Source organism: Lonepinella sp. BR2271, assembly GCF_051851515.1.
GTDB lineage: Bacteria > Pseudomonadota > Gammaproteobacteria > Enterobacterales > Pasteurellaceae > Lonepinella.
The window spans coordinates 1-21,645 of sequence record NZ_JBPDVF010000007.1; the positions used below are offsets into that span (position 1 = coordinate 1).

At 41.2% G+C, this 21,645-nt stretch carries 23 protein-coding genes and 1 riboswitch; of the genes, 9 read left to right on the forward strand and 14 right to left on the reverse strand.

What is annotated here, in order from left to right; genetic code table 11:
* Positions 1-214 precede the first annotated feature (214 nt).
* Positions 215-1,225, reverse strand: coding sequence for a GTP 3',8-cyclase MoaA (gene moaA / locus ACTG7X_RS06780; protein ID WP_439257762.1), 1,011 nt, complete (start codon positions 1,223-1,225; stop codon positions 215-217).
* A riboswitch (molybdenum cofactor riboswitch) is annotated at positions 1,214-1,362 on the reverse strand. (Overlaps the previous gene by 12 nt.)
* 186 nt (positions 1,363-1,548) lie before the next feature.
* On the opposite strand from moaA, the gene ACTG7X_RS06785 reads away from it, so the two are divergent.
* Positions 1,549-2,454, forward strand: a complete 906-nt coding sequence (locus ACTG7X_RS06785; protein ID WP_439257763.1) for a gluconeogenesis factor YvcK family protein — start codon at positions 1,549-1,551, stop codon at positions 2,452-2,454.
* 33 nt (positions 2,455-2,487) lie between these two features.
* Here ACTG7X_RS06785 and ACTG7X_RS06790 read toward each other — a convergent pair whose 3' ends face one another.
* Positions 2,488-2,829, reverse strand: a complete 342-nt coding sequence (locus ACTG7X_RS06790; RefSeq protein ID WP_439257764.1) for a YegP family protein — start codon at positions 2,827-2,829, stop codon at positions 2,488-2,490.
* 82 nt (positions 2,830-2,911) lie between these two features.
* On the reverse strand, positions 2,912-3,562 hold the full coding sequence (locus ACTG7X_RS06795) for a TIGR01621 family pseudouridine synthase (RefSeq protein ID WP_439257765.1): 651 nt from the start codon (positions 3,560-3,562) through the stop codon (positions 2,912-2,914).
* 37 nt (positions 3,563-3,599) lie between these two features.
* Between ACTG7X_RS06795 and ACTG7X_RS06800 the strand changes: the two genes are divergently transcribed.
* On the forward strand, positions 3,600-4,241 hold the full coding sequence (locus ACTG7X_RS06800; protein WP_439257766.1) for a histidine phosphatase family protein: 642 nt from the start codon (positions 3,600-3,602) through the stop codon (positions 4,239-4,241).
* 55 nt (positions 4,242-4,296) lie between these two features.
* On the opposite strand, the gene folC is transcribed toward ACTG7X_RS06800, so the two are convergent.
* The 7 genes from folC to ACTG7X_RS06835 form a co-directional block, all read right to left on the reverse strand.
* The gene (gene folC / locus ACTG7X_RS06805) at positions 4,297-5,628 is read right to left on the reverse strand and encodes a bifunctional tetrahydrofolate synthase/dihydrofolate synthase (RefSeq protein WP_439257767.1); all 1,332 of its coding nucleotides are present in this window, start codon (positions 5,626-5,628) and stop codon (positions 4,297-4,299) included.
* Between the two features lie 13 nt (positions 5,629-5,641).
* Positions 5,642-6,559 carry an acetyl-CoA carboxylase, carboxyltransferase subunit beta gene (accD, locus tag ACTG7X_RS06810; RefSeq protein ID WP_439257768.1) on the reverse strand — a complete coding sequence of 306 codons (918 nt, stop codon included), beginning with the start codon at positions 6,557-6,559 and terminating at the stop codon, positions 5,642-5,644.
* A gap of 137 nt (positions 6,560-6,696) precedes the next feature.
* Positions 6,697-7,590, reverse strand: coding sequence for an Rpn family recombination-promoting nuclease/putative transposase (locus tag ACTG7X_RS06815; protein ID WP_439257769.1), 894 nt, complete (start codon positions 7,588-7,590; stop codon positions 6,697-6,699).
* 117 nt (positions 7,591-7,707) lie between these two features.
* The gene (gene truA, locus ACTG7X_RS06820) at positions 7,708-8,511 is read right to left on the reverse strand and encodes a tRNA pseudouridine(38-40) synthase TruA (RefSeq protein ID WP_439257770.1); all 804 of its coding nucleotides are present in this window, start codon (positions 8,509-8,511) and stop codon (positions 7,708-7,710) included.
* A 15-nt stretch (positions 8,512-8,526) separates the two neighbouring features.
* A complete protein-coding gene (rlmM, locus tag ACTG7X_RS06825) occupies positions 8,527-9,624 on the reverse strand; it encodes a 23S rRNA (cytidine(2498)-2'-O)-methyltransferase RlmM (RefSeq protein WP_439257771.1) in 1,098 nt (365 codons plus the stop codon).
* A gap of 9 nt (positions 9,625-9,633) precedes the next feature.
* On the reverse strand, positions 9,634-10,041 hold the full coding sequence (locus ACTG7X_RS06830; protein ID WP_439241662.1) for a DUF423 domain-containing protein: 408 nt from the start codon (positions 10,039-10,041) through the stop codon (positions 9,634-9,636).
* On the reverse strand, positions 10,041-10,940 hold the full coding sequence (locus ACTG7X_RS06835; RefSeq protein WP_439257772.1) for a transcriptional regulator GcvA: 900 nt from the start codon (positions 10,938-10,940) through the stop codon (positions 10,041-10,043). Before ACTG7X_RS06835 ends, ACTG7X_RS06830 begins: the two co-directional genes overlap by 1 nt.
* Positions 10,941-11,285: 345 nt before the next feature.
* Between ACTG7X_RS06835 and ACTG7X_RS06840 the strand changes: the two genes are divergently transcribed.
* From ACTG7X_RS06840 to ACTG7X_RS06850, 3 genes are all read left to right on the forward strand, one after another.
* Positions 11,286-12,305, forward strand: a complete 1,020-nt coding sequence (locus ACTG7X_RS06840) for a branched-chain amino acid aminotransferase (RefSeq protein ID WP_439257852.1) — start codon at positions 11,286-11,288, stop codon at positions 12,303-12,305.
* 360 nt (positions 12,306-12,665) lie between these two features.
* Positions 12,666-14,045, forward strand: a complete 1,380-nt coding sequence (locus ACTG7X_RS06845; protein WP_439257853.1) for a Do family serine endopeptidase — start codon at positions 12,666-12,668, stop codon at positions 14,043-14,045.
* A gap of 133 nt (positions 14,046-14,178) precedes the next feature.
* The gene (locus tag ACTG7X_RS06850; RefSeq protein WP_439257854.1) at positions 14,179-14,358 is read left to right on the forward strand and encodes an MOSC domain-containing protein; all 180 of its coding nucleotides are present in this window, start codon (positions 14,179-14,181) and stop codon (positions 14,356-14,358) included.
* 37 nt (positions 14,359-14,395) lie between these two features.
* Here the strand turns inward: ACTG7X_RS06850 and folE are convergent, their stop codons facing one another.
* Entirely contained in the window at positions 14,396-15,052 is a 657-nt protein-coding gene (folE, locus tag ACTG7X_RS06855) for a GTP cyclohydrolase I FolE (RefSeq protein WP_439257773.1), read from the reverse strand.
* 131 nt (positions 15,053-15,183) lie between these two features.
* On the opposite strand from folE, the gene moeA reads away from it, so the two are divergent.
* The 4 genes from moeA to ACTG7X_RS06875 all read left to right on the forward strand — a co-directional run bounded on the left by moeA (position 15,184) and on the right by ACTG7X_RS06875 (position 18,908).
* Positions 15,184-16,395 carry a molybdopterin molybdotransferase MoeA gene (gene moeA, locus ACTG7X_RS06860; protein WP_439257774.1) on the forward strand — a complete coding sequence of 404 codons (1,212 nt, stop codon included), beginning with the start codon at positions 15,184-15,186 and terminating at the stop codon, positions 16,393-16,395.
* 3 nt (positions 16,396-16,398) lie between these two features.
* Positions 16,399-17,121: a molybdopterin-synthase adenylyltransferase MoeB gene (gene moeB / locus ACTG7X_RS06865; RefSeq protein ID WP_439257775.1), complete on the forward strand. Its 723-nt coding sequence runs from the start codon at positions 16,399-16,401 to the stop codon at positions 17,119-17,121.
* 87 nt (positions 17,122-17,208) lie between these two features.
* Positions 17,209-18,216: a YeiH family putative sulfate export transporter gene (locus tag ACTG7X_RS06870; RefSeq protein WP_439257776.1), complete on the forward strand. Its 1,008-nt coding sequence runs from the start codon at positions 17,209-17,211 to the stop codon at positions 18,214-18,216.
* Between the two features lie 110 nt (positions 18,217-18,326).
* Complete coding sequence (locus ACTG7X_RS06875; RefSeq protein WP_439257777.1) at positions 18,327-18,908, forward strand: flavin reductase family protein; 582 nt, start codon at positions 18,327-18,329, stop codon at positions 18,906-18,908.
* Between the two features lie 65 nt (positions 18,909-18,973).
* Here the strand turns inward: ACTG7X_RS06875 and ACTG7X_RS06880 are convergent, their stop codons facing one another.
* Genes ACTG7X_RS06880 through ACTG7X_RS06890 form a run of 3 tightly spaced genes read right to left on the reverse strand, consistent with a single transcriptional unit; the run spans position 18,974 to position 21,624 of the window.
* Complete coding sequence (locus ACTG7X_RS06880; protein ID WP_439257778.1) at positions 18,974-19,330, reverse strand: DsrE/DsrF/TusD sulfur relay family protein; 357 nt, start codon at positions 19,328-19,330, stop codon at positions 18,974-18,976.
* Positions 19,331-19,345: 15 nt separating this feature from the next.
* The gene (locus tag ACTG7X_RS06885) at positions 19,346-20,641 is read right to left on the reverse strand and encodes an NCS2 family permease (RefSeq protein WP_439241678.1); all 1,296 of its coding nucleotides are present in this window, start codon (positions 20,639-20,641) and stop codon (positions 19,346-19,348) included.
* A gap of 14 nt (positions 20,642-20,655) precedes the next feature.
* Positions 20,656-21,624, reverse strand: a complete 969-nt coding sequence (locus tag ACTG7X_RS06890) for an oxidoreductase (RefSeq protein ID WP_439257779.1) — start codon at positions 21,622-21,624, stop codon at positions 20,656-20,658.
* Positions 21,625-21,645 lie beyond the last annotated feature (21 nt).

Genomic DNA, 21,645 nt, shown 5'->3' on the forward strand with positions numbered 1-21,645 from the left:
GGCGTTCAAGCTGTGGATAACTTATTGGGTTTCGGTGCCTATTATACTTTGTTTTTTGTATACAAGGGGCGTATTGCATACGCCCTTTTAATGCTTGCCCCAATTTTTTTAGGGCAAATTTGCAAATTCGAGATGAGGGCGTATGCAATACGCCCCTACAATCATCTCCTAAATTAAATATAATCAACACAAAAAAACAAATATTGACTATTCTTTACCCACCAATACTGGCTAAATTGGTTCTTACACCACTATCGCCTTGATGTAAATAATGATGCTCACGCTTACCCTGTAACGCAGCAAAAAGCCTTGCTTGTAACAATAGTTGCTGATTATCCGATTGTAACAAATCTCGAATATCCGTCCCTTCTTCACCAAATAAACATAAATGTAATTTGCCTTTCGCTGACACGCGCAAGCGGTTGCAACTGGTGCAAAAATGTTTCTCATAAGGCATAATCAAGCCAATTTCCCCTTGATAATCGGGGTGAGAAAATACTTTCGCAGGACCATCTGTTCGCCCTTTTGGTTGTAATTGCCAACCTTGTTGCACTAATTTATCCGCTAAAAGCTGCCCTGAAAGATGATGACGTTGGAAAAAATGATCCATCTCCCCTGTTTGCATTAATTCAATAAACCGCATTTGAATCGGGCGGTGTTTAATCCACGCCAAAAACTGCGCAAGTTCGCCGTCATTGTAGTCTTTCATCAGTACGGAATTAATCTTAATTTTCTGATAACCTACATCAAAGGCTCGCTCAATGCCTCGCATCACATCATCAAATTTATCTTCTCCCGTAATGCGGTGAAACTGGCGGGAGTTTAGGCTATCTACGCTGACATTAATGGACGTAATCCCTGCTTTTCGCCACGCTGCCACGTCTTTTGCCATCCGATAGCCATTGGTGGTTAATGCCAAGGTGTGAATATTCTCCATATCAGCAATATTTTCCACGATTTCAACAAAATCTTTGCGTAAGGTCGGCTCACCGCCTGTGAGTCGCACTTTTTCTGTTCCCATGGCAGCAAAAGCACGCACCACACGGCGAATTTCGTCGACATTGAGGAATTTATCCCGTTCAGGATGGGGCTGATAACCATTGGGTAAACAATAGTTACAACGAAAATTGCAGACATCCGTAATGGACAGCCGCAAATAGTAGTATTCTCGTTGGAACGGATCAACTAACCGCGCCGACAAGTTTCGGATAGGAATATTGTGCATTAAATACCTTTATAAAAAGAATAGGACAAACCGTTTCCAGCGTATCCCCGAGCAACCGCCAACCCATTTGGCGATCACTGGCATTGCTACCCTATCTATATTGACGTAGGCACACAAGCTCGGTATATGAAATTATCTTTATTTTAAAAGAGATAGTCCCAAAGTACAACTTAAAAGCTGAGGATTAACACTATTTAGGTAGAAATATATTGGAATTCCTTTTCTTCAATTATAGCTTAGTTTATATAGCGTAAAATAACCTTTCTAAATATAGGGAAAAATGGTAAATTAACACCGCACTTTTATCACAGGAAAAATAAATTATGCCGAACAACAGCTCGCTCAAACAAGTTAAACACCTCGTCGCCATCGGGGGTGGTCATGGTTTAGGGCGTGTGATGTCGGCCTTAAGTTTCTTAAAAGAACAGCTCACTGGCATTGTGGCGACCACCGATAATGGCGGGTCTACAGGACGCATTCGCCACGATCACGGCGGTATTGCATGGGGCGATTTACGCAACTGCTTAACCCAAATTATTGCCACCCCCACCACCGCCTCGGCCGTGTTTGAATATCGTTTTTCTGGCACGGGGGAATTGGCGGGGCATAATCTCGGTAATTTGATTTTAAAAGCCCTTGAAGATATGCAAATTCGGCCTACGGATGCGATTAATTTAATTCGTAACTTCTTGAGAGTAAAATCCTTTCTTTTACCCATGTCAGATGACCCCGTCCATCTGGGTGCCACGTTGCCCTCGGGCGAAAATATTCTCGGCGAAGTGGCCGTAGACAATCTACAACAGCTCCCAGCGCAACTTTTTCTCTACCCCAATGTCAACGCCTCCCCCGAGGCGATTCAAGCGATTTTACAAGCTGATGTCATTTTACTCGGCCCAGGCAGTTTTCTCACCAGTATTATGCCAACCCTTTTATTACCCGAAATTATCCAAGCGCTCAAACAAACCTCTGCGCATATTATTTTTATTGATAATCTTGGTGTAGAACACAGCCCCGCAGCCCATTTATCCTTACCTGACCGTATTCAGTGGATTAATCAAACCGTAGGCGAAAATATTGTGGACGGTGCCATTACGCCTGTGCCGATTGATGAAACGGCATTAAATATTAAGCTGTTAGTCAGTAAACTAAACGCAGACGATGTCACCTATCGTCATGACCGTGATCTGCTTTGTTCAGCGATTAACGATATGCTCGTGGCGTTAAGATAAAAAAGCCATTCTATTGAATGGCTTATGTTGTGATTAGGCTTTGGTTAAATCCTTAACCGTGGTGGTTGCCGCATTATTCATTACGGATTTCACACCATTTTTGGCTGATTCTTGTGAGGAATAATATTGACTACGGCCAATTTCTTGATGATTTTTAGCTTTTAACACAAAATAAGGCTTGTCGTTTTTCGCTACTCGATATTCAAATAGACTTTCATCTGCCCCATTTTTTTGTACAGACGCAATACCATTTTCAGCTGCTGCTCGGGTTTTATATAATTCACTGGTTAAAATAACCTGACTATTTGCCGCTTTTAAATTGAACATAAACTGTCCATCGCTCGCTAATTTTAATTCATACCAACCTAATGCCATAGTAAACTCCTTGTTAATAGAAATAATGTTCAAGATCAATCATAGGCTATTTGCTGATTTTTTCAACTCTTTTTTACAAAATTTAGTTAACTAAATTCAGTTGGTTTAATACAGAATTTCGCTGAAAAAATTCACCGCAGTTTGGCAAGTATTTCACATGAATGGGCTGATTTTGGTAAACAAAATCTAAACCGTAGGCATGCAAATAAGTGCGGTCAATATTTTCCGTTTTATCGCCATACAGTTCGTCCCCTAAAATCGGGCTACCTAAACTTTTCATGGTAACTCGCAACTGATGGGTTTTGCCTGTTTGCGGTGTTAATACAAATAAGCGTAAATTTGGCTCACAACTGATGGAATAAAAACGAGTAATTGCTGGATTTTCTTTACTTTTCAGCAATTTCCACGCACCACGCCGTGCCTTTTTCATATCTCCCACAATCAGGCCTTGTTTCTTTTTCGGTTTATGCGCTGACAAGGCTAAATAGGTTTTCTGAATTTGATGTGCCGCAAACAAACCCGACAAGCGAACGGCCGCCGGTTGGTTTAAGGCTAACATCAACAAGCCCGAAGTGACTTTATCTAAACGATGAACCAACCAAACTTGCGCCACGCCAAGTTGATTTGCCACGATTTGCGTTAAGCCTCTCTCATTATCATCTTTGTGAACACTTAATCCGCAAGGTTTATTGATGATGATAAAATCTTGATGTTGATATATAATTTCTAGCATAATAACCTCATTACCCTATCTTAAAGGAAAATACAGCATGAATAAAGATCTCCGCTTTTATTTCGTCCGTCACGGTCGCACTATTTGGAATGAACAAGGTTTAATGCAAGGCTCAGGCAACTCTAATCTCACCGAACAAGGCGTGCAAGGTGCGGTGAAAACGGGGGAGGTTTTGCAAACTATTCCTTTTGTCGCTGCCTATGCTAGCTGTTTACAACGGACTATTGACACCGCTCAACATATTTTAGGTGAGCGTGATGTGCCTCTTTTTCAGCATAATGGGTTAAATGAACATCATTTTGGCAGTTGGGAGGGAACCTTAGTGGACAATATTCGTCAACATCCCGAATTTCAACAAATGCTCAATGATCCTGCGAATTATCAAGCCCGCTGTAATAACGGTGAAACATGGCAACAGTTAGCGGAACGTGCCACCAAAGCCATTCATGACATCATTAAAATTCATGATAAAGGCAATATTCTAATTGTTTCGCACGGCCATACACTACGTTTATTGATCGCCTTATTAAACGGTGCCACGTGGCAAAATCACCGTGAAAATGGGAAAAGTGAAACGCTAGCCAATACCTCAATTAGCGTGGTTCGTTATGTGCAAGAGGAAAATGCGCAAGGGCGATTTATTGTGGAAAAAGTGAATGATGTGGGGCATTTGGCATAAATAACGATATGAAGTGCAGCACTTCCACTGCACTTTTATCCGTTATGTCTGCGGTTTAAATTTGCAAAAATTCTCCAACAGTATGGAAAGAGCCAAACACTAAAACCACATCATTTTTAGCTGATTTTTGCACCGCACTTTTTACCCCGAGGGCAACTGAATTTTCAGTTTGAACGCTCACTGAAATTCCTTTCTTCTCTGCCACGGATTGCAATTTTTCAGCTAACTGTTCGCCCGTTTGCCCACGGTAACCTGATAGCGTCACACAATGCCAATTATCAATAACAGAGAGCAACGGAGAAAGCACATTTTCCGCATCTTTATCCTGTAAGATCCCGCAAACTGCGGTGATTTTTCCATGAATTTTTTGTTTAAGTTGAGCTAATTTTTCGGCTAAATAACGAGCCGCATGGGGGTTATGTCCGACATCAATGATAATCTGCGGTAAATCAGCAATCTTTTTCTGACAAAATTGTGCCACGGCGGTTAAATTTTCAGGTTGAATGGTTTGAAAACGCCCAACTAATTCTACTTCCGCTAAAGATTGACGAATAATGTTTTCAGAAATCGCAAACGGCAAGGCTTGCACTGCCGCCAAAGCCGTCGCTGCATTAGGCAATGGAATTTGGCATAGTGGTAAATTTTCTAGGCGCAATGTGGAAGTGAACCACATCCAACTCTGCCCTGTTTGCTCAAATTGCCAATCTTGATCACGACAAAAAAGTGAACAATGCAGTGATTTTGCATGATCGGTCATCGTATCAGGAATATGAGGTTCGCCAATAATCACGGGGTGATTAGCTCGAAAAATGCCCGCCTTTTCAAAGGCAATCTTTTCTCTGGTATCGCCTAAAAAATCCACGTGATCAATATCAATACTGGTAATCACCGCCATATCGGCGTCCACAATATTGGTGGCATCTAATCGACCACCTAAACCCACTTCTAAAATCACCACATCAAGGTTGGCTTGCTTAAATAAATGCAAGGCCGACAGGGTGCTAAATTCAAAATAGGTCAGCGATTGGGTTTTATTTTGATTAATAAAATCAAAGGATTGAATATGCTTTTGATCCGCCACATCTTGATTATTAATGCGTACCCGTTCATTATAACAAATTAAATGTGGCGAAGAATACACGCCAACCTTATAACCCGCATTCAGCAAGATGGTTTCCAATAAACGGCAAGTTGTGCCTTTTCCATTGGTACCACCGACCGTGATCACATAAGGTGCTGGGCGTAATAAATTCAATGTTTCCGCCACGGATTTTATGCGTTCCAAGCCAAGATCAATGGCTTTAAAATGGCTGTTTTCTAAATAATAAAGCCACTCGTCAAGGCTAGATTGTAGCGTTGGCGACGTGGCTTTTAAATTATCTGACATAAATCAAATGGTCCTATTTGATATCTGTTTCAACTGTTTCTTCGTTATGTTCAAGTAATTCAGGCTCAATAAATGGTGATGGCAAGCCCATTAATTGGCTTAAAATATTCGCCAATTTTTCACGCATTTCTGAACGTTTGACGATCATATCAATGGCACCATGCTCTAATAAAAATTCCGCACGTTGGAATCCCTCTGGCAATTTTTCACGCACGGTTTGCTCAATGACTCGAGGACCCGCAAAACCAATTAAGGCTTTTGGTTCGGCAATATTTAAATCACCTAACATGGCAAAACTGGCCGATACACCACCTAAAGTGGGGTCAGTCAATACCGAAATAAACGGCACACCTTTTTCTTTCATTTTTGCCAATACTGCACTGGTTTTTGACATTTGCATTAGGGATAACAAGGCCTCTTGCATACGCGCTCCGCCACTGGCAGAGAAACAGACAAACGGACAATTTTTCTCAAGCGCTTGTTCCGCTGCTTTCACGAATTTTGCGCCGACCACCGATCCCATTGAACCGCCCATAAAGCTAAAATTGGAGGCTGCAGCCACAATCGGCATGCCATAAAGGGTGCCTGAAACCGTAATTAAGGCATCTTTTTCGCCGGTTTCTTTTTGTGCGGCAGTAATACGATCTTTATATTTTTTCAAATCTTTGAATTTTAGCACATCTTGCGGTTCAAGTTCTGCCGCAATTTCCACAATGCTGTCTTTATCCAACAAGGCTGCCAAGCGTTCACGGGCATCAATTCGCATATGATGACCACATTTTGGACACACCTCTAAATGACGTTTTAACTCATCACGATACAGCACCTGTTCGCACGAGGTACATTTTGTCCATACGCCCTCTGGCACATTCGCTTTTTTGCTTGATGAAGATGATGGTGATTTACTAAAAATTTTATCAATCCAGCTCATTATTTAACCTTAGTTTTGTTAAACGGAAATTTTTGCTATTTAACCACAAAATTTGCTTTTTTTGTAGGTTTTTCTGTAATAAATTTCCGTTATTCTTTGCCGAAATAGCACGGCATTAAAACAACGAAAATCAATCTTTACTGCATTAATTTTTTTATTTCATCAACAGGTAAATCAATAATTGCCGAAATGGTCTGTGTATCAAACCCCTTTGCCAACATTTTTCTAGCCGTTTCTTGCATATTTTCTAACCGACCTTGCTGTATGCCTTGCTCCAACCCTTGAACTTTCGCCTCTTGCAATTCCATTTGAATTCCCTCTCGTATGTAACAGGCATCCCATTTGCGTTTTAAACTCACATCATACATATTCTTTTCTCCCTTGGATAAATTGCTGTATTCGGCAATATTAAACAATTTTTCGAAAATCGGCTTTCTTAAAAATGTGGGTAGCTTGTCTAATTTTGCCATATTTTTGAGCACAAATAGCCATTTTTCTAAGTCAGTATCCAGTTCATTTTCTTGTTTGTCAAAATTCATCAATTCAACATAAATAAAACCTAGTCTATCATAAAATACATGACCTGTATCTCTGTCACATAAACAAATGTCGTGCAAATATTGATCATTTTTGTCTGTTAAAGTAAAGTCATCCATTATGACTATGACATAGACTTCGCTAATATTATAGCTCCAATTTTTTCTGTCGCCTTTTGGCGCTTGATCACTGAGCAGTTTGGCGCCATAGTAAATAGTTCGTTCCTTAAATCGTTTTTTAGCACTACGTTGCATTTCAATAATAAATTGTTCGCCGTTATCCGCCGTGCAGGTTAAATCAAAAATCACCGTACCCAATTCGATAATATCGCCTTGATATTCGTTCTTGTTGTAGGTGAGATCCTTGATGATTTTTCTACCACGAAAAAGTTGATTCAGAAATTCAATCAGTAAATCTTTATTGACTTCGGTACCAAAAACACGTTTAAAACCATAATCTGTGGTGAGATCGATATATCGAGAAGGTTGTTTCATGATGTTGCTCCATTGTTGAGATAAATGAAACCATTATTAAGTGCGGTATAAAAATCGCAAGATTTTGTGTTTGATTTTGGAATCAAGATCACAAAAATAGATTTTTCCCCCACCTATTTACAAAACAACATCTATTTTCTCGGGTAAAAACAACGGTCCTAACGGCGTTTTCGGCAAGTCAAATCGCTCAGGATATTGCACATTCACTAAATACAGCCCATCGGGTTTGGCGGTCGGTGCGGCTAAACTGCGGTCTTTTTTAGCTAAAATTTCGGCGATCCATTCTATCGGTTGTCGTCCACAACCCACTTCCATTAAACTGCCCACAATGTTACGCACCATATGATGGACAAAAGCATTGGCTTGAATATCCACCACAATATAATCGCCTAAACGCTCAACTTTCAAATGATGGACATTTCGCCACGGGGTTTTTGATTGGCATTGGGCGGCACGGAAACTGGTAAAATCATTTTCGCCGAGTAATGCCTGCCCTGCTCGTTGCATTTTTTCCGTATCTAAGTCTAAATGGGTATGGGTTACGCCATAAGGCAATATGGCAGGACGTAGTTTGTTGCTGTATAAAATATAACGATAACGCCGTGCCGTAGCGGAAAAACGAGCATGAAAATCATCAGGCACGATTTTCGCCCATTTCACCGCAATATCATCAGGCAAATTGGCATTGGTACCAAACGCCCAGGCTTTTTCAGGACGAATCACATCAGTTTCAAAATGCACCACTTGCCCTGTGCCATGCACGCCGCTGTCAGTGCGACCTGCACAAAATATATCAATAGGAACGTTGGCGACAAAAGACAAGGCTTTTTCTAATTCGGCTTGCACGCTCGCCACGCCTTGTTGTCGTTGCCAACCGAAATAATTTTTGCCGTTATATTCAATGCCTAAGGCAATTTTCATCAAAACGTCTCCTTTTTACACCGCACTTTTCACTTGAATATGCACCGTGATTTCTTCTCGGTCGTGATATAAATGTTTGGCTTGCAGGCGAAATTTGATACCGTGGCTATCCAGTTTATCTGCCAACTGTTGCAGACATTGTTGCACTTCTTGATAACGTTTTTTCATGGGTAATTTCAAGTTAAAAATGGTTTCCCGACACCAACCGTTCAGCAACCATTTAGCGATTAAATCGGCAATGCGACTCGGTTTTTCCACCATATCACACACCAACCAATCAATTTTTTTACGTTTCGGTGGTTGAAATTTAAAGCCATCTTCGGGGCAATGTTCAATTCGTCCTGTGTCGTGCAGACTAGCGGCCATCTTACCGTGATCCACCGCATACACAAACAAGCCACGGCGGACTAATTGGTATGTCCAACCACCGGGGCAAGCCCCGAGATCCACGCCAATCATGTTGTCATTTAGGCGTTTCGGTTCATCTTCTTTAGGGATAAACGTTAAAATCGCATCCTCTAATTTTAGGGTAGAACGACTTGGGGCGTCCGCAGGGAATTTTAGCCGTGGAATTCCCATAAAATGGGCGGAATGGTTGTTGTTATAAGAATAGCCCACATAACAAGCATTATTGGCGACAAACAAACAATGCAAAGTTACGCCGCTTTTTTTAATTTCTTTAAAGCCTAATCCACCCTGTTTTTTCAAGGCTTGGCGTAGTGGCACGGTGAATTTTTTACAAAAGCCTGATAGTTCTTTGGCCTCATTGGTATCGGCGGTTTCCACCCGAATTTCGGTACTTTGTTTTAAATTAAACTGCGGTGAAAATTCAACGAATTTTTCCACAATCGGGCTAATGCGATCGGCAAGATCGAGATCGCTCAATAAATCCGACACCACCAGCATTTGTCGAGCGAAAATCAGTTGATTAAACGGCATTTCTCGAGCAAGGCGATCCGCCTCACCAGTTTGATAACATTCAAAAATCACATAACCGCTGTTTTCCTGTACTCGAGCAAAACCGAACACGCCAAGTGCGGTGGCTTTATCGGTAATTTCAGCGGCGACTTCTTTTTCAAAGCCAATGCGGCAATATAGGGCGAGTTTATTCAAAATATTCCCCTATTTTTTGGCTAAATTTGAACGAACGGATACCACAAATAAAGTGATCCAACCGAGCAAAAAGGCGACACCGCCAACAGGAACAAGCATAACGATCACTCTTGTGTTACAAATAGCCATGGTATAAAGGGAACCGCTAAATAACAGTATGCCGGCTACCCATGAAAATCCCATGATATTCACCGCAGTTTGGCGGCATTTAGGCGTATTTTGTGACGTTGTCGCAGAAATAAAAAAGCCTAACGCCAACAAAACAAGCGTATGAAAAACATGGTATTTCCACGCTGTATCAAACCAACTTATTTGTTGTTCAGAAAAATTGGCTTGTAAGGCATGCGAAACAAAAGCCCCGAGAGCAACACAAAGTAATCCGCTGAAAGCGGCTAAAGATAAAAAACGATTTCCCATTATTTTTCCTTATTAATATCGGGTTGATTAATTTCTTGTATGATCCAATCTCGAAAGGCTTGGATGGTTTTTTCATTATTTCTAACCAGATTATTCACCACATAAAAAGATTTGGGATCAGGTAATTTCATTGGCAACACAATTTGCAAATTGCCCTGATTAATTTCCTGTTGCGCCAACATCTGATTGGCTAAAATCAAGCCCTGACCATATAAAGCCGTTTGCAACGCCATTAAGGTATGACTAAACACCACGCCATCTTGCACATTCGGCAATTCCACGCCCAAAGCATGGGCCATCATTTGCCAGTTTTCATGGTGATGAATGTGAATCAGTTTATGTTGCTGTAAATCGACGGCAGAATGAATCGGCTTTTCTTGCAACAATTTAGGCGAGGCCAACATCACTAAATCGGCTTTCGCCAATAATGCCACTTGTAAATTTTCCCAATTTCCGTAACCATAATAAATGGCCACATCAATGTCTTTATTTAAAATGCCCTCATCTTGTTCAGCCGCACGAATCCGTACGTCAATATCTGGATAGCGTTGATTAAAATGGATTAATCTAGGTACAAGCCATTGAATAGCAAAGGTTTGTGGCACACTAATTGTCAAGGTCGATTTATTTTGTGAGCAAATTTTTTCTGTTACACTGGCCAGTTTTTGTAAGATTGGTGAAATTTCACCATAATACCATTTTCCCTTTTCCGTTAATTCTAATAGCCGATTTTTACGCACAAAAAGCTCCAGCCCCAAAAAATCTTCCAATAATTTAATTTGATGGCTCACCGCTGCTTGCGTAACAAAAAGTTCTTCTGCCGCTTTGGTAAAACTCAAATGCTTGGCAGAACTTTCAAAGGCTTTCAACGAATTTAAGGGCGGTAAACGTTTCCCCATAATATTTTCCTAATGTTATGTTGTAGGATTAGTTTTTTTTATTCGACAGATAAATTTTTCTTGGTTGTCTGGTCGAGCCAGTGACATTATACTACACTCATACTTAATGATGAGTAATTCTTTCATTAATTATGTTGTGTTTGCATATTGTTCGGGAAACCGAACATAACTTCCTGTATATTTTGCCCTAAATTTGGGGTGATGACACCGTACTTTGCAAGTGCGGTGTTTTTTTATCGTACAATTTTACCACTAGCCCGCCGAAAATCTCAAATAATAGTTTTCAATCCTCGTATTATGATGTAGATTTAGAAAACTCTCTTTTTCAAATTCAATTAAGGATAAATTATGAAAGATCTTGACTGGAATAATCTCGGATTTAGTTATATCAAAACAGACTATCGTTACATTGCCTACTGGAAAAATGGCGAATGGCAAAAAGGCGAATTAGTGACAGATAATGTGCTACATATTAGCGAAGGTTCCACGGCTCTGCACTACGGACAACAATGTTTTGAAGGCTTAAAAGCCTACCGCTGTAAAGACGGTTCAATTAATCTATTCCGCCCTGATGAAAACGCTAAACGTATGCAACGTAGTTGCCAACGTTTGTTAATGCCAGAAGTGCCTGTTGACATGTTTGTTGACGCATGTAAGCAGGTCGTAAAAGCCAATGAAGAATGGGTCGGCCCTTACGGTTCAGGTGCCACATTATATTTGCGTCCATTTTTAATCGGTGTTGGGGATAATGTTGGCGTTAGCCCTGCACCAGAATATATTTTCTCGATCTTTGTTTGCCCGGTGGGTGCTTATTTTAAAGGCGGATTAAAACCGACCAATTTTATGGTATCAGATTATGACCGTGCGGCCCCACAAGGCACAGGTGCTGCTAAAGTCGGTGGCAATTATGCAGCGAGCCTTTATCCAGGTAAAAAAGCGAAAGCCTTGGGTTATGCTGACTGTATCTATTTAGACCCCACCACACACACCAAAATTGAAGAAGTGGGATCGGCCAATTTCTTTGGGATCACCAAAGATAATAAATTTATCACCCCAATTTCACCGTCCATTTTGCCTAGTATCACCAAATACTCGCTACTCTATTTAGCCAAAGAACGCTTTGGCATGGAGGCGATTGAGGGTGATATTTATATTAACGAACTGGATCAATTTGCTGAAGCCGGCGCTTGTGGCACAGCCGCCGTGATTACGCCAATCGGTGGCATTTTAAATGGCGACGATTTCCATGTTTTCTATTCTGAAACCGAAGTGGGACCAAAAACACGTGCGCTGTATGAAGAATTAGTGGGAATTCAATTTGGCGATAAACCCGCACCTGACGGTTGGGTTGTTAAGGTAGAATAAAAATCACTTGATTTTAATCCTGTTAATGATTAAGATTGGAGCCATCGGGGGAACTGCCATTCCCCCTTTGGAATTATCGAATTACTTAATAAGCATAAAAGCTAATCAGTAATAGGATAACTAGGATAAGAATTTTGAGAACCATATCCTAACTCCTTTTTTAGAAGCCCCACGTTCTACAAGGTGGGGTTTCTTGTTTCTAGCGAACGCCAGAAATAGCATTATAACAAACTGTTTATAAATCCACTATAAATATTTTCATTGTAATTCCCCCTTGAATTTCTGAACATTTACCCCATTTTCTTGTCATATTCATACACAAGCTATTCATTTAATTTTTAAAAAGGAAATGTTATGAAAATGAAAAAAACCAGTTTGGCTTTAACGGCTATCGCATTAGGATTAAGCGTATTAAGCACCCCAATGACCAGTATGGCTGAATTGCCAAGTGATGTCGCAGGCGTTGCCGTGCCAAGCCTTGCACCGATGTTAGAAAAAGTATTGCCTGCGGTGGTCTCCATTGATGTCGAGGGCAAAGAAAAAAGTACGGTAAACGATCAACAAATTCCTGAAGAATTTCGTTTTTTCTTTGGGGATGATTTCTTTGGTAATCGTGGCAGTCGCACGCCTCGCCAATTTAAAGGACTGGGGTCAGGCGTCATTATTAACGCTGAAAAAGGCTATGTCTTAACCAATAATCATGTGATCGACAAAGCCGATAAAATCACCATCACCTTACAAGATGGACGTGAATTTAAAGGTAAAGTGTTAGGAGCTGACAAACAATCTGACGTCGCATTAGTGCAATTAGAAAAACCGAAAAACCTCACCCAAATTAGCATTGCCGACAGTGATAAATTACGTGTCGGTGATTTTACCGTGGCGATCGGTAATCCATTTGGTTTAGGTCAAACCGTGACTTCTGGTATTGTTTCTGCCTTGGGTCGTTCTACTGGATCCGACAGTGGCACCTATGAAAACTATATTCAAACTGATGCGGCGGTAAACCGTGGTAATTCAGGAGGCCCATTAATCAACTTAAAAGGGGAATTAATTGGGATCAACACGGCCATTATTTCTCCAAGCGGTGGCAATGCAGGAATTGCCTTTGCCATTCCGTCCAATATGGCGAATAATTTAGTGCAACAAATTATCGAATTTGGTGAAGTTCGCCGTGGCGTATTAGGCATCAAAGGCGGTGAACTCAATGCGGATTTAGCCAAAGCCTTTAATATTGATGCACAACAAGGTGCATTTGTGAGTGAAGTCTTGCCAAATTCAGCTGCTGCTAAAGCCGGCTTAAAAGCAGGTGATGTGATCACCGAATTAAACGGTCAAAAAATCAAAAGTTTTGCTGAATTACGAGCCAAAATTGCCACCTCTGGTGCTGGTAAGAAATTTGAATTAACTTACTTACGTGACGGAAAAACAGAAAAAGCCGAAGTGACATTACAAGCAGATGATTTTGCGAAATCTGGCGAAACCAGCACTGACGGCATTCTTCCAGCACTTGAGGGCGCCGCATTAACCAATGGTAAAGACGGTATTGAGATTGAAAAAATCGAGAAAAATTCACCAGCGGCACAAGTTGGCTTGAAAGTCGGTGATGTCATTGTCGGGGTTAACCGTCAACCGGTCAAAACGCTAAAAGAATTACGTGATGCCATTGATGAAAAACCATCTGCCGTAGCATTAAACGTTAAACGTGGACATAATAATTTCTATTTATTAGTTCAATAATCTGTACAACGTAACGGAAGTGCGGTAAAAATATTGAAAGAATTTTTACCGCACTTTTTTGTCAACAAGGAAACAATGCAAGTTACTCAGCTTTTTATTTATCCAATAACAACATTGCCTCAGTCCAATTCAAATTAGCCAATTTCGTCCCAATGTCGTCATTGACGGCAAATGCCCGAACGAAGAACATCAATGGCAAGAAATTCAAATCGGTGATGTACGTTTTTTAAATGGCAAATCTTGTGTACACTGTTCGCTCACCACCAGAAACCCAGACACTAACCAGGTAGAAATATTAAGAACAATGCCATAAAACAAAAGGCGTCATAAGACGCCCTCGTGAAAAATTATTACTTATTAATCAAACTCAAAAACTCTTTTCGGGTTTCCCGATCTTCTAAGAAAACACCACCAAAAGCTGATGTGACAGTGTAACTATTACTGTCTTTAATCCCTCGGCATTTTACACAAAAATGCGTGGCTTTTACATAAACCGCCACATCTTCGGTTTCCAAAATAGTTTGAAACGCCAATAACACTTGCTCAGTCAAACGCTCTTGTACTTGCGGACGTTGAGCAAAAAAGGCGACGACTCGATTAATTTTAGATAGCCCAATCACCCATTTTTTCGGGTAATAGGCCACAGACACGGTGCCATCAATGGTAACAAAATGATGTTCGCAAGTACTGGTCAACGTCACGTCATTGACCAACACCATTTCGCTCACTTTCATGCGATTTTCAATATTGGTGATTTTCGGGAAATTGGCATAATCCAGTCCGCTAAAAATTTCATCCACAAACATTTTTGCCAAACGGTGCGGCGTTTCTTCAATACTATCGTCCGTTAAATCTAAGCCGATCAACGCCAACACATCACGCATTTTATTTTCAATTTCATCACGGCGTTGATCTTTACTCTTGGTCAAATTAACCATTGGGGTTTCAATCCCTTTTGCCACTAAGGCATCACGCACCTTAATGGCTTCTGCTGAAATATTGCTCATTTACAACTCCAATAAAATAATGGGCTATTCTAACAAACATTCAGCGAAGAATAAAATGAGAATATCATTAACCAGATGAAAAGTTTTGGTATAAAATAATCAGAAGATTCATCTTTACCAAAAGGATTACCATGCTCACACTACAACAAGCCCTAGATAACATTCTCAATACCTTACCCACGCCCACTAAACATCAGCAAGTTTCCCTTGATCAAGCGGTCAATTTAGTCTGTGCGGAAGATGTGATTTCGCCGATTAATGTGCCGTCTTTTGATAATTCGGCCATGGACGGCTATGCGGTTCGTTTAGCGGATATGGAAAAATCGTTAACCCTTTCCGTTGCAGGAAAATCTTTCGCCGGCAGTCCATTTACAGGCGAATGGCCAGCTCAAAGTGCGGTGCGAATTATGACCGGAGCCATGTTGCCAGCGGGGGCGGATACCGTGGTGATCCAAGAAGAGGTTATCGTCAATGATGACGGCACCATTACCCTTTCCACTGTACCAAAAAATAACCAAAATATTCGTCGTATTGGCGAAGATGTAAAAATTGGTGATGTGGTGTTAAAAAAAGGCCAAAAACTCACCGCAGTTTCTTTGCCATTATTGGCCTCTTTAGGAATTTCAACGGTTGACGTTTATCCACGTTTAAAAGTCGCCGTACTTTCCACCGGAGATGAACTGGTGCCTGTTGGACAACCGTTGCAAGCGGGACAAATTTACGATACCAATCGTTTTACGGTAAAACTGATGTTAGAAAAACTCGGCTGTGAGGTGCTAGATTTTGGCATTTTGCCAGATAATGAACAACAATTTGAACAAGCCTTTTTGAACGCTCAGGCTCAAGCAGATTTGGTCATTACCAGTGGCGGTGTATCGGTTGGCGAGGCGGATTTCACTAAAACCGTATTAGAAAAAGTGGGGGAAGTCAATTTCTGGAAAATTGCCATGAAACCAGGTAAGCCGTTTGCCTTTGGTAAATTGCCGAATGCCTGGTTCTGTGGTTTACCGGGTAATCCTGTTTCGGCGTTAGTCACGTTTTATCAGCTTGTTCAACCGGTGATTGCTCGCTTATCAGGCGCCGATTATCAACCAGCTACACTACTTCAAGCGATAGCCATTGCCCCAATGAAAAAAGCCGTCGGACGTATGGATTTTCAACGTGGCTTTTATCAAGTCAATCCACAAGGACAAATTGAAGTGCAATCCGTAGGCTTTCAAGGCTCCCATTTATTCAGTGCCTTTGTGAAAAGTAACTGCTTTATTCGTATTGAGAAAGAACGTGGTAATGTGGCTGTGGGGGAAACTGTCACCATTGAACCTTTTAGTGATTTATTGAGATAAACCATGTCTGAATTGAACTACGCAGAAGAACTCCGTTACAACCGCCAAATTATTTTAAAATCGGTGGATTTTGAGGGGCAAGAAAAACTCAAAGACAGTCGCATGTTGATTGTTGGATTAGGCGGTTTGGGCTGTGCAGCAAGCCAATATTTGGCTGCTGCGGGTGTGGGACATTTGACCTTGTTGGATTTTGATACGGTTTCCCTTTCCAATTTACAACGCCAAGTCTTGCATACAGATGAACGCATTGATATGCCGAAGGTCACATCCGCCAAAATCGCCTTGCAAGCCCTTAATCCACACATTGAGATTCACACGATCCATGAAAAACTGGACGAAAAAAAATTAGCTGAACTGATACAGCAATTTGACGTGGTGTTAGATTGTACCGATAATGTAGAAAGCCGTAACCAACTTGATCGGGCTTGTCAATCGGCATTTGTGCCATTAGTTTCAGGTTCCGCGATTCGCATGGAAGGGCAAGTTTCGGTGTTTAGCTATGAACCCAATACGCCAACTTATCACCATTTAAGCCAATTATTCGGTGACAATGCGTTAAGTTGCGTAGAGGCTGGCGTTCTCTCCCCGATTGTGGGGATTGTCGGTTCAATTCAAGCCATGGAGGCGATCAAAGTGCGGTTAAAAATCGGCAATATTTTAGCAGGGCGATTACTCATGATTGATGGATTTTCCATGACCTTTCGTGAATTGAAATTACCTTGTTAATGTTGTAATACAGCGTATTTATTCCCTTTTTTTGAATAAATCGTTTATCTACTTTTTTATTTTTAACAACTATTTAGGGGTACAGCAATGAAAAAATCATTGTTGGGCTTAGCTATTGTCGGGGTAATAACGTTAATCGCTAAAGCCTTATCTTTCTCAACGCTCGCCAGCCAATTACATCTTGGCGCCTTAACCCTTGCTATTTTATTGGGGTTACTCGTCGGTAACACGCTATATCCCAAATGGCAACAACAAGCCCATGCGGGTGTCACCTTTGCTAAAGGGCGGTTATTACGCATAGGGATCGTGTTATACGGTTTCCAAATCACCTTTCAAGACATTGCGCAAGTGGGTACCAATGCCATTATCAGTGATACCATCATGCTTATTTGCACCTTTTTTATCACCTGTGCTATCGGTATTTATTTATTAAAAATTGATAAACAAATTGTTTATCTCACAGCGTCCGGTTGTAGCATTTGCGGTGCTGCCGCTATTTTAGCCACGGAGCCTGTGGTGAAAGCGGATTCACATAAAGTATCCGTTGCCGTTGCTTTAATCGTGATTTTCGGCACCATTTCCATGTTTCTCTACCCGATTCTCTACCAATATATTCAGGGATTAAGTGACAATCAATTCGGCATTTATATCGGCTCATCAGTACATGAAGTCGCACAGGTTTATGCGGCCGGGAAAAATATCACCCCCGAAGTTGCCAATATTGCCGTCATCACCAAAATGCTCCGAGTCATGATGCTCGCTCCGTTTTTAATTGTGTTGTCTTATTATTTACACAAACAACAAGCTCAAACGGGTGAGAAAAGCCCATTTAATATGCCGTGGTTTGCCTTGTATTTTATTTTGGTAGCGGTGTTTAATTCTTTCCAATTATTACCAGCTCAACTTGTCCAATTTTTAATTCAACTAGACGGCATTTTATTAATGATGGCAATGACTGCACTTGGTTTAACCACCCATATCAGCGCTATTAAACAAGCTGGCATTAAGCCGTTGATTTTAGGTTTTTTGGTGTTTTTATGGTTGGTTATTGGGGGATTTGTGGTGAATGTAGTAATGCAAAACTTATTTATGTAAATAGATTTAAAAAGTGCGGTAAGAAATAGCTGATTTTTGATCTCTCCCTCTAAAATGGCTACAATCAAAATATCAAAGAACAGCAAACTCCATCATTAAGGATAAACACTATGCACCAGACCATTCCAATGCAAACTTTTTATTATGGTTTTCCCGTGGTTCTACTGACCACTTGCGATGAACAAGGACATAGCAATATTTCACCAATTTCATCCAGTTGGTGTTTAGGTGATAATATCGTGATTGGTTTAGGGACTTGCGGCAAAGCCTTTGAAAATCTACAAGTTTGCCCTGAAGCTGTTTTGAATTTACCTGATAACACAATGTTTCAACGAGTCGAAAGCATAGCACCTTTCACGGGTAAAGCTGAGATTCCTAAACATAAACAAGGTATTTATGCTTATTGTTCGGATAAATTTGCTCAGGAAAAATTAACCGCTCAAACATCAATACAAGTTCGCCCGACTCGTATTGCGGAATGCCCCATTCAAGCCGAAATGCGGTTGCAACAAATTAGTCAGCGAGATGGTTATGCCATTATAGAATTTAAAATTGTTCAACTGCACGCACAACAGTATTTAGTGAATGAACAAGGGCATATTCGCCCAGAATCTTGGCAACCGTTGATTTATAATTTTCGCCACTATCACGGATTAAGTGAGTCATTGGGTAAAAATTTTCGGGCGAGATAGCGAAATAAAAATGCGGTGAAAAACAACAAAATTTTTCACCGCATTTCGAGCAAAATCTGATTAAATTAGAAATTAATCACCTTATCCGCCCACAAGGTCCAAGCGGAAACATCATCTAATGTCCCGACACTCACCCCTTGCACTAACGGCAAGTGTGTAATACCACGAGCTTTGGTGCAACTGGTGCAAAGTTTGGCCTCAGCACCTAAACCCGTTAAGACTTCAAGGGTCTGTTGTACATTGTAGCCATCATTTGGATTTTGACCGGCTAAACCAGACAACACCGAATCAGAGAAGAAAAAGGCTTTGATTTCAACCTCTTTGCCGTTTTCTTCCAATAAATTCACCGCAAAACGCAAGCCGTTAAAGGTTTTCTCGGTGCCGTAAGGCGATTCATTAAAAATAAATAATAATTTTTGCATAACATGTCCTTGTTGTTAGCCAATCCAAATAAATTTAATTAAGAATAAAATCGATACCACCCAAACGGACGCATTAATTTCTTTCCAACGACCAGTACAGGCTTTCATCACGCAGTAGGTGATAAAACCAAAGGCAATCCCCTCGGTAATGGAATACGTGAATGGCATTAATGCGGTGGTAATAAAGGCAGGGGTGGCCTCGGTTAAATCGCTCCATTCCACTTCAATTAAGCTAGATGCCATTAAAATTCCAACGAAAACTAACGCCCCCGCAGTGGCATAGGCTGGCACTAAACCGGCTAATGGAGAGAAGAAAATGGTCAATAAGAATAAGATACCGACTACAACGGCGGTTAATCCCGTACGACCGCCTACCGAAACACCTGAACCACTTTCAATGTAAGTGCTGATGGCAGACGTTCCCATAAATGAGCCAACCATAGCTGAAGTACTGTCAACTAATAAGGCTTGTTTCATTTTCGGGAAACGACCTTGTTCATCAGCAAAACCCGCTTTGGTGGTCACCGCAATTAAGGTGCCTGATGAATCAAATAAGTTAACCAACAGGAATGAGAAAATAATGCCCAATAGGCCTAAATCAAAGGCTCCCGCAATATCCACTTGGCCCACTACCGCATCTAAACTCGGCGGCATAGACATAATGCCATGGAATTGTACCGCCGGATCGAAAATTAACGCTAAGGCGGTAATCACCACGATAGAGGCCAATACGCCAGAATGCACGCCTTTCGCTGACAACACCACGATAATGAAAAAGCCTAAAATACCCATCAGGATTTTCGGATCGTGCAAGTCACCTAACGCCACCAATGTGGCCTCGTTCGGGATAATTAAGCCCATGTTTTTAAAGCCAATTAAGGCAATTAACAAGCCAATCCCTGCCCCAATCCCTACTCGCAACCCTTTTGGAATGGCGGACATAAACCAGTAGCGAATTTGTAACACGGTAAGCAAAAATAAGCCAACGGAACCTAAGAAAATAGCCCCCATGCCCACTTGCCAAGAATAGCCCATTTTAATCACCACGCCATAAGCAAAAAAGGCGTTTAATCCCATTGCTGGCGCCAATGCAATCGGCAAGTTACTAAACAAGCCCATGGCAATGGTACCAAAGGCAGCAATTAAACAGGTGGTGACGAACACCACTTGTGTGTCCATGCCGGCTGCGCCCAATACCGCAGGGTTAACAAACACGATATAGACCATGGTGAAAAAGGTAGTGATACCCGCCACGATTTCCGTTTTGGTGTTACTGCCCTTTTGTTTTAGCTGAAAAAGTTTTTCTAGCATATTGATTTCCTAAGTTAAGGTTGTTGATTAAAAAGTCTTTCCAATAATTGAACCGCCAAGCACGCTAAATTAAAACGTTGCTCATCTGCGACCGTCCAAAATTCTACGCCATTTTCGCTTATTTTTAAATCACTAATATGTAATTTTACGGTTTCTTCATTATTTTCTTGTTCACCGTTGAGAACCGGCGTGATTTTTTCCTCAAGTTGAATCAAATCCTGTTGTTGCCATGTGGATTGGATTTGCTCAAGGTCGATTTGATAATCCGAAAGTGCGGTGATTTTTTGGGCTAAACCATAAAAAACAGGCACTTGAATGCTATGATAAACCACCGATAAGGTCGGAAAAATTTTGTTGATTTGGGTGGCGTAACTGCTTTCTAATGGTGCCACATCAAAGGCAAAACGTGGTTCATTTTCATCTAATGGAATGCCATTCAGTAATCGAGCGGTTTGTCCGACCAGTTTGCTCACGGTTTCACCGTTGTGATAAGAGGCCGGCACAAGCGAACTGATCATTACTTGGTTAATAGGATATTGTGCCATGAATGCCGACAAGGCCAACACAGTTTGGGTGATTTGTGGATTTGGTAAGGCGATAATGTTATGCAAGGCGTTACGTTGTCGCAACTCCGTGAGTAGTTCATCATTGACCGTCGGCACAATCACGGGAACCGCCGAAATACTGGCACACAGGCCCAACATATCGATCACCACACAACCCTGTTCTGCGGCATTGGCAATATGCGGTGCTTGCTCTGTTTTACCGGCAAACAATACATAATCAAATGCAGACCAGTCCACTTCAGCGACAGGAATTTGTGCCACCGATTTATTGTTAAAACGTACGCCTTGTTCTTCATTAAAGGGGTAAATTTCCACCACCGTTAATTGGCTAATTTCAAGGCGACTTTGCTGTAAAAATTCGGTAATTCTTTCACAAAGCTCAAATTCCGCCGCAATGGCGAGATTTAATTTATTCATTTTTTGCTCTCATCGTAATAA

Excerpts from the sequence above, each read along its gene's own strand:
- moaA (WP_439257762.1), bottom strand. The coding sequence starts at position 1,225 with ATGCACAATATTCCTATCCGAAACTTGTCGGCGCGGTTAGTTGATCCG.
- ACTG7X_RS06785 (WP_439257763.1), top strand. The coding sequence starts at position 1,549 with ATGCCGAACAACAGCTCGCTCAAACAAGTTAAACACCTCGTCGCCATC.
- ACTG7X_RS06790 (WP_439257764.1), bottom strand. The coding sequence starts at position 2,829 with ATGGCATTAGGTTGGTATGAATTAAAATTAGCGAGCGATGGACAGTTT.
- ACTG7X_RS06795 (WP_439257765.1), bottom strand. The coding sequence starts at position 3,562 with ATGCTAGAAATTATATATCAACATCAAGATTTTATCATCATCAATAAA.
- ACTG7X_RS06800 (WP_439257766.1), top strand. The coding sequence starts at position 3,600 with ATGAATAAAGATCTCCGCTTTTATTTCGTCCGTCACGGTCGCACTATT.
- folC (WP_439257767.1), bottom strand. The coding sequence starts at position 5,628 with ATGTCAGATAATTTAAAAGCCACGTCGCCAACGCTACAATCTAGCCTT.
- accD (WP_439257768.1), bottom strand. The coding sequence starts at position 6,559 with ATGAGCTGGATTGATAAAATTTTTAGTAAATCACCATCATCTTCATCA.
- ACTG7X_RS06815 (WP_439257769.1), bottom strand. The coding sequence starts at position 7,590 with ATGAAACAACCTTCTCGATATATCGATCTCACCACAGATTATGGTTTT.
- truA (WP_439257770.1), bottom strand. The coding sequence starts at position 8,511 with ATGAAAATTGCCTTAGGCATTGAATATAACGGCAAAAATTATTTCGGT.
- ACTG7X_RS06830 (WP_439241662.1), bottom strand. The coding sequence starts at position 10,041 with ATGGGAAATCGTTTTTTATCTTTAGCCGCTTTCAGCGGATTACTTTGT.
- ACTG7X_RS06835 (WP_439257772.1), bottom strand. The coding sequence starts at position 10,940 with ATGGGGAAACGTTTACCGCCCTTAAATTCGTTGAAAGCCTTTGAAAGT.
- ACTG7X_RS06845 (WP_439257853.1), top strand. The coding sequence starts at position 12,666 with ATGAAAAAAACCAGTTTGGCTTTAACGGCTATCGCATTAGGATTAAGC.
- folE (WP_439257773.1), bottom strand. The coding sequence starts at position 15,052 with ATGAGCAATATTTCAGCAGAAGCCATTAAGGTGCGTGATGCCTTAGTG.
- moeA (WP_439257774.1), top strand. The coding sequence starts at position 15,184 with ATGCTCACACTACAACAAGCCCTAGATAACATTCTCAATACCTTACCC.
- moeB (WP_439257775.1), top strand. The coding sequence starts at position 16,399 with ATGTCTGAATTGAACTACGCAGAAGAACTCCGTTACAACCGCCAAATT.
- ACTG7X_RS06870 (WP_439257776.1), top strand. The coding sequence starts at position 17,209 with ATGAAAAAATCATTGTTGGGCTTAGCTATTGTCGGGGTAATAACGTTA.
- ACTG7X_RS06875 (WP_439257777.1), top strand. The coding sequence starts at position 18,327 with ATGCACCAGACCATTCCAATGCAAACTTTTTATTATGGTTTTCCCGTG.
- ACTG7X_RS06880 (WP_439257778.1), bottom strand. The coding sequence starts at position 19,330 with ATGCAAAAATTATTATTTATTTTTAATGAATCGCCTTACGGCACCGAG.
- ACTG7X_RS06885 (WP_439241678.1), bottom strand. The coding sequence starts at position 20,641 with ATGCTAGAAAAACTTTTTCAGCTAAAACAAAAGGGCAGTAACACCAAA.
- ACTG7X_RS06890 (WP_439257779.1), bottom strand. The coding sequence starts at position 21,624 with ATGAATAAATTAAATCTCGCCATTGCGGCGGAATTTGAGCTTTGTGAA.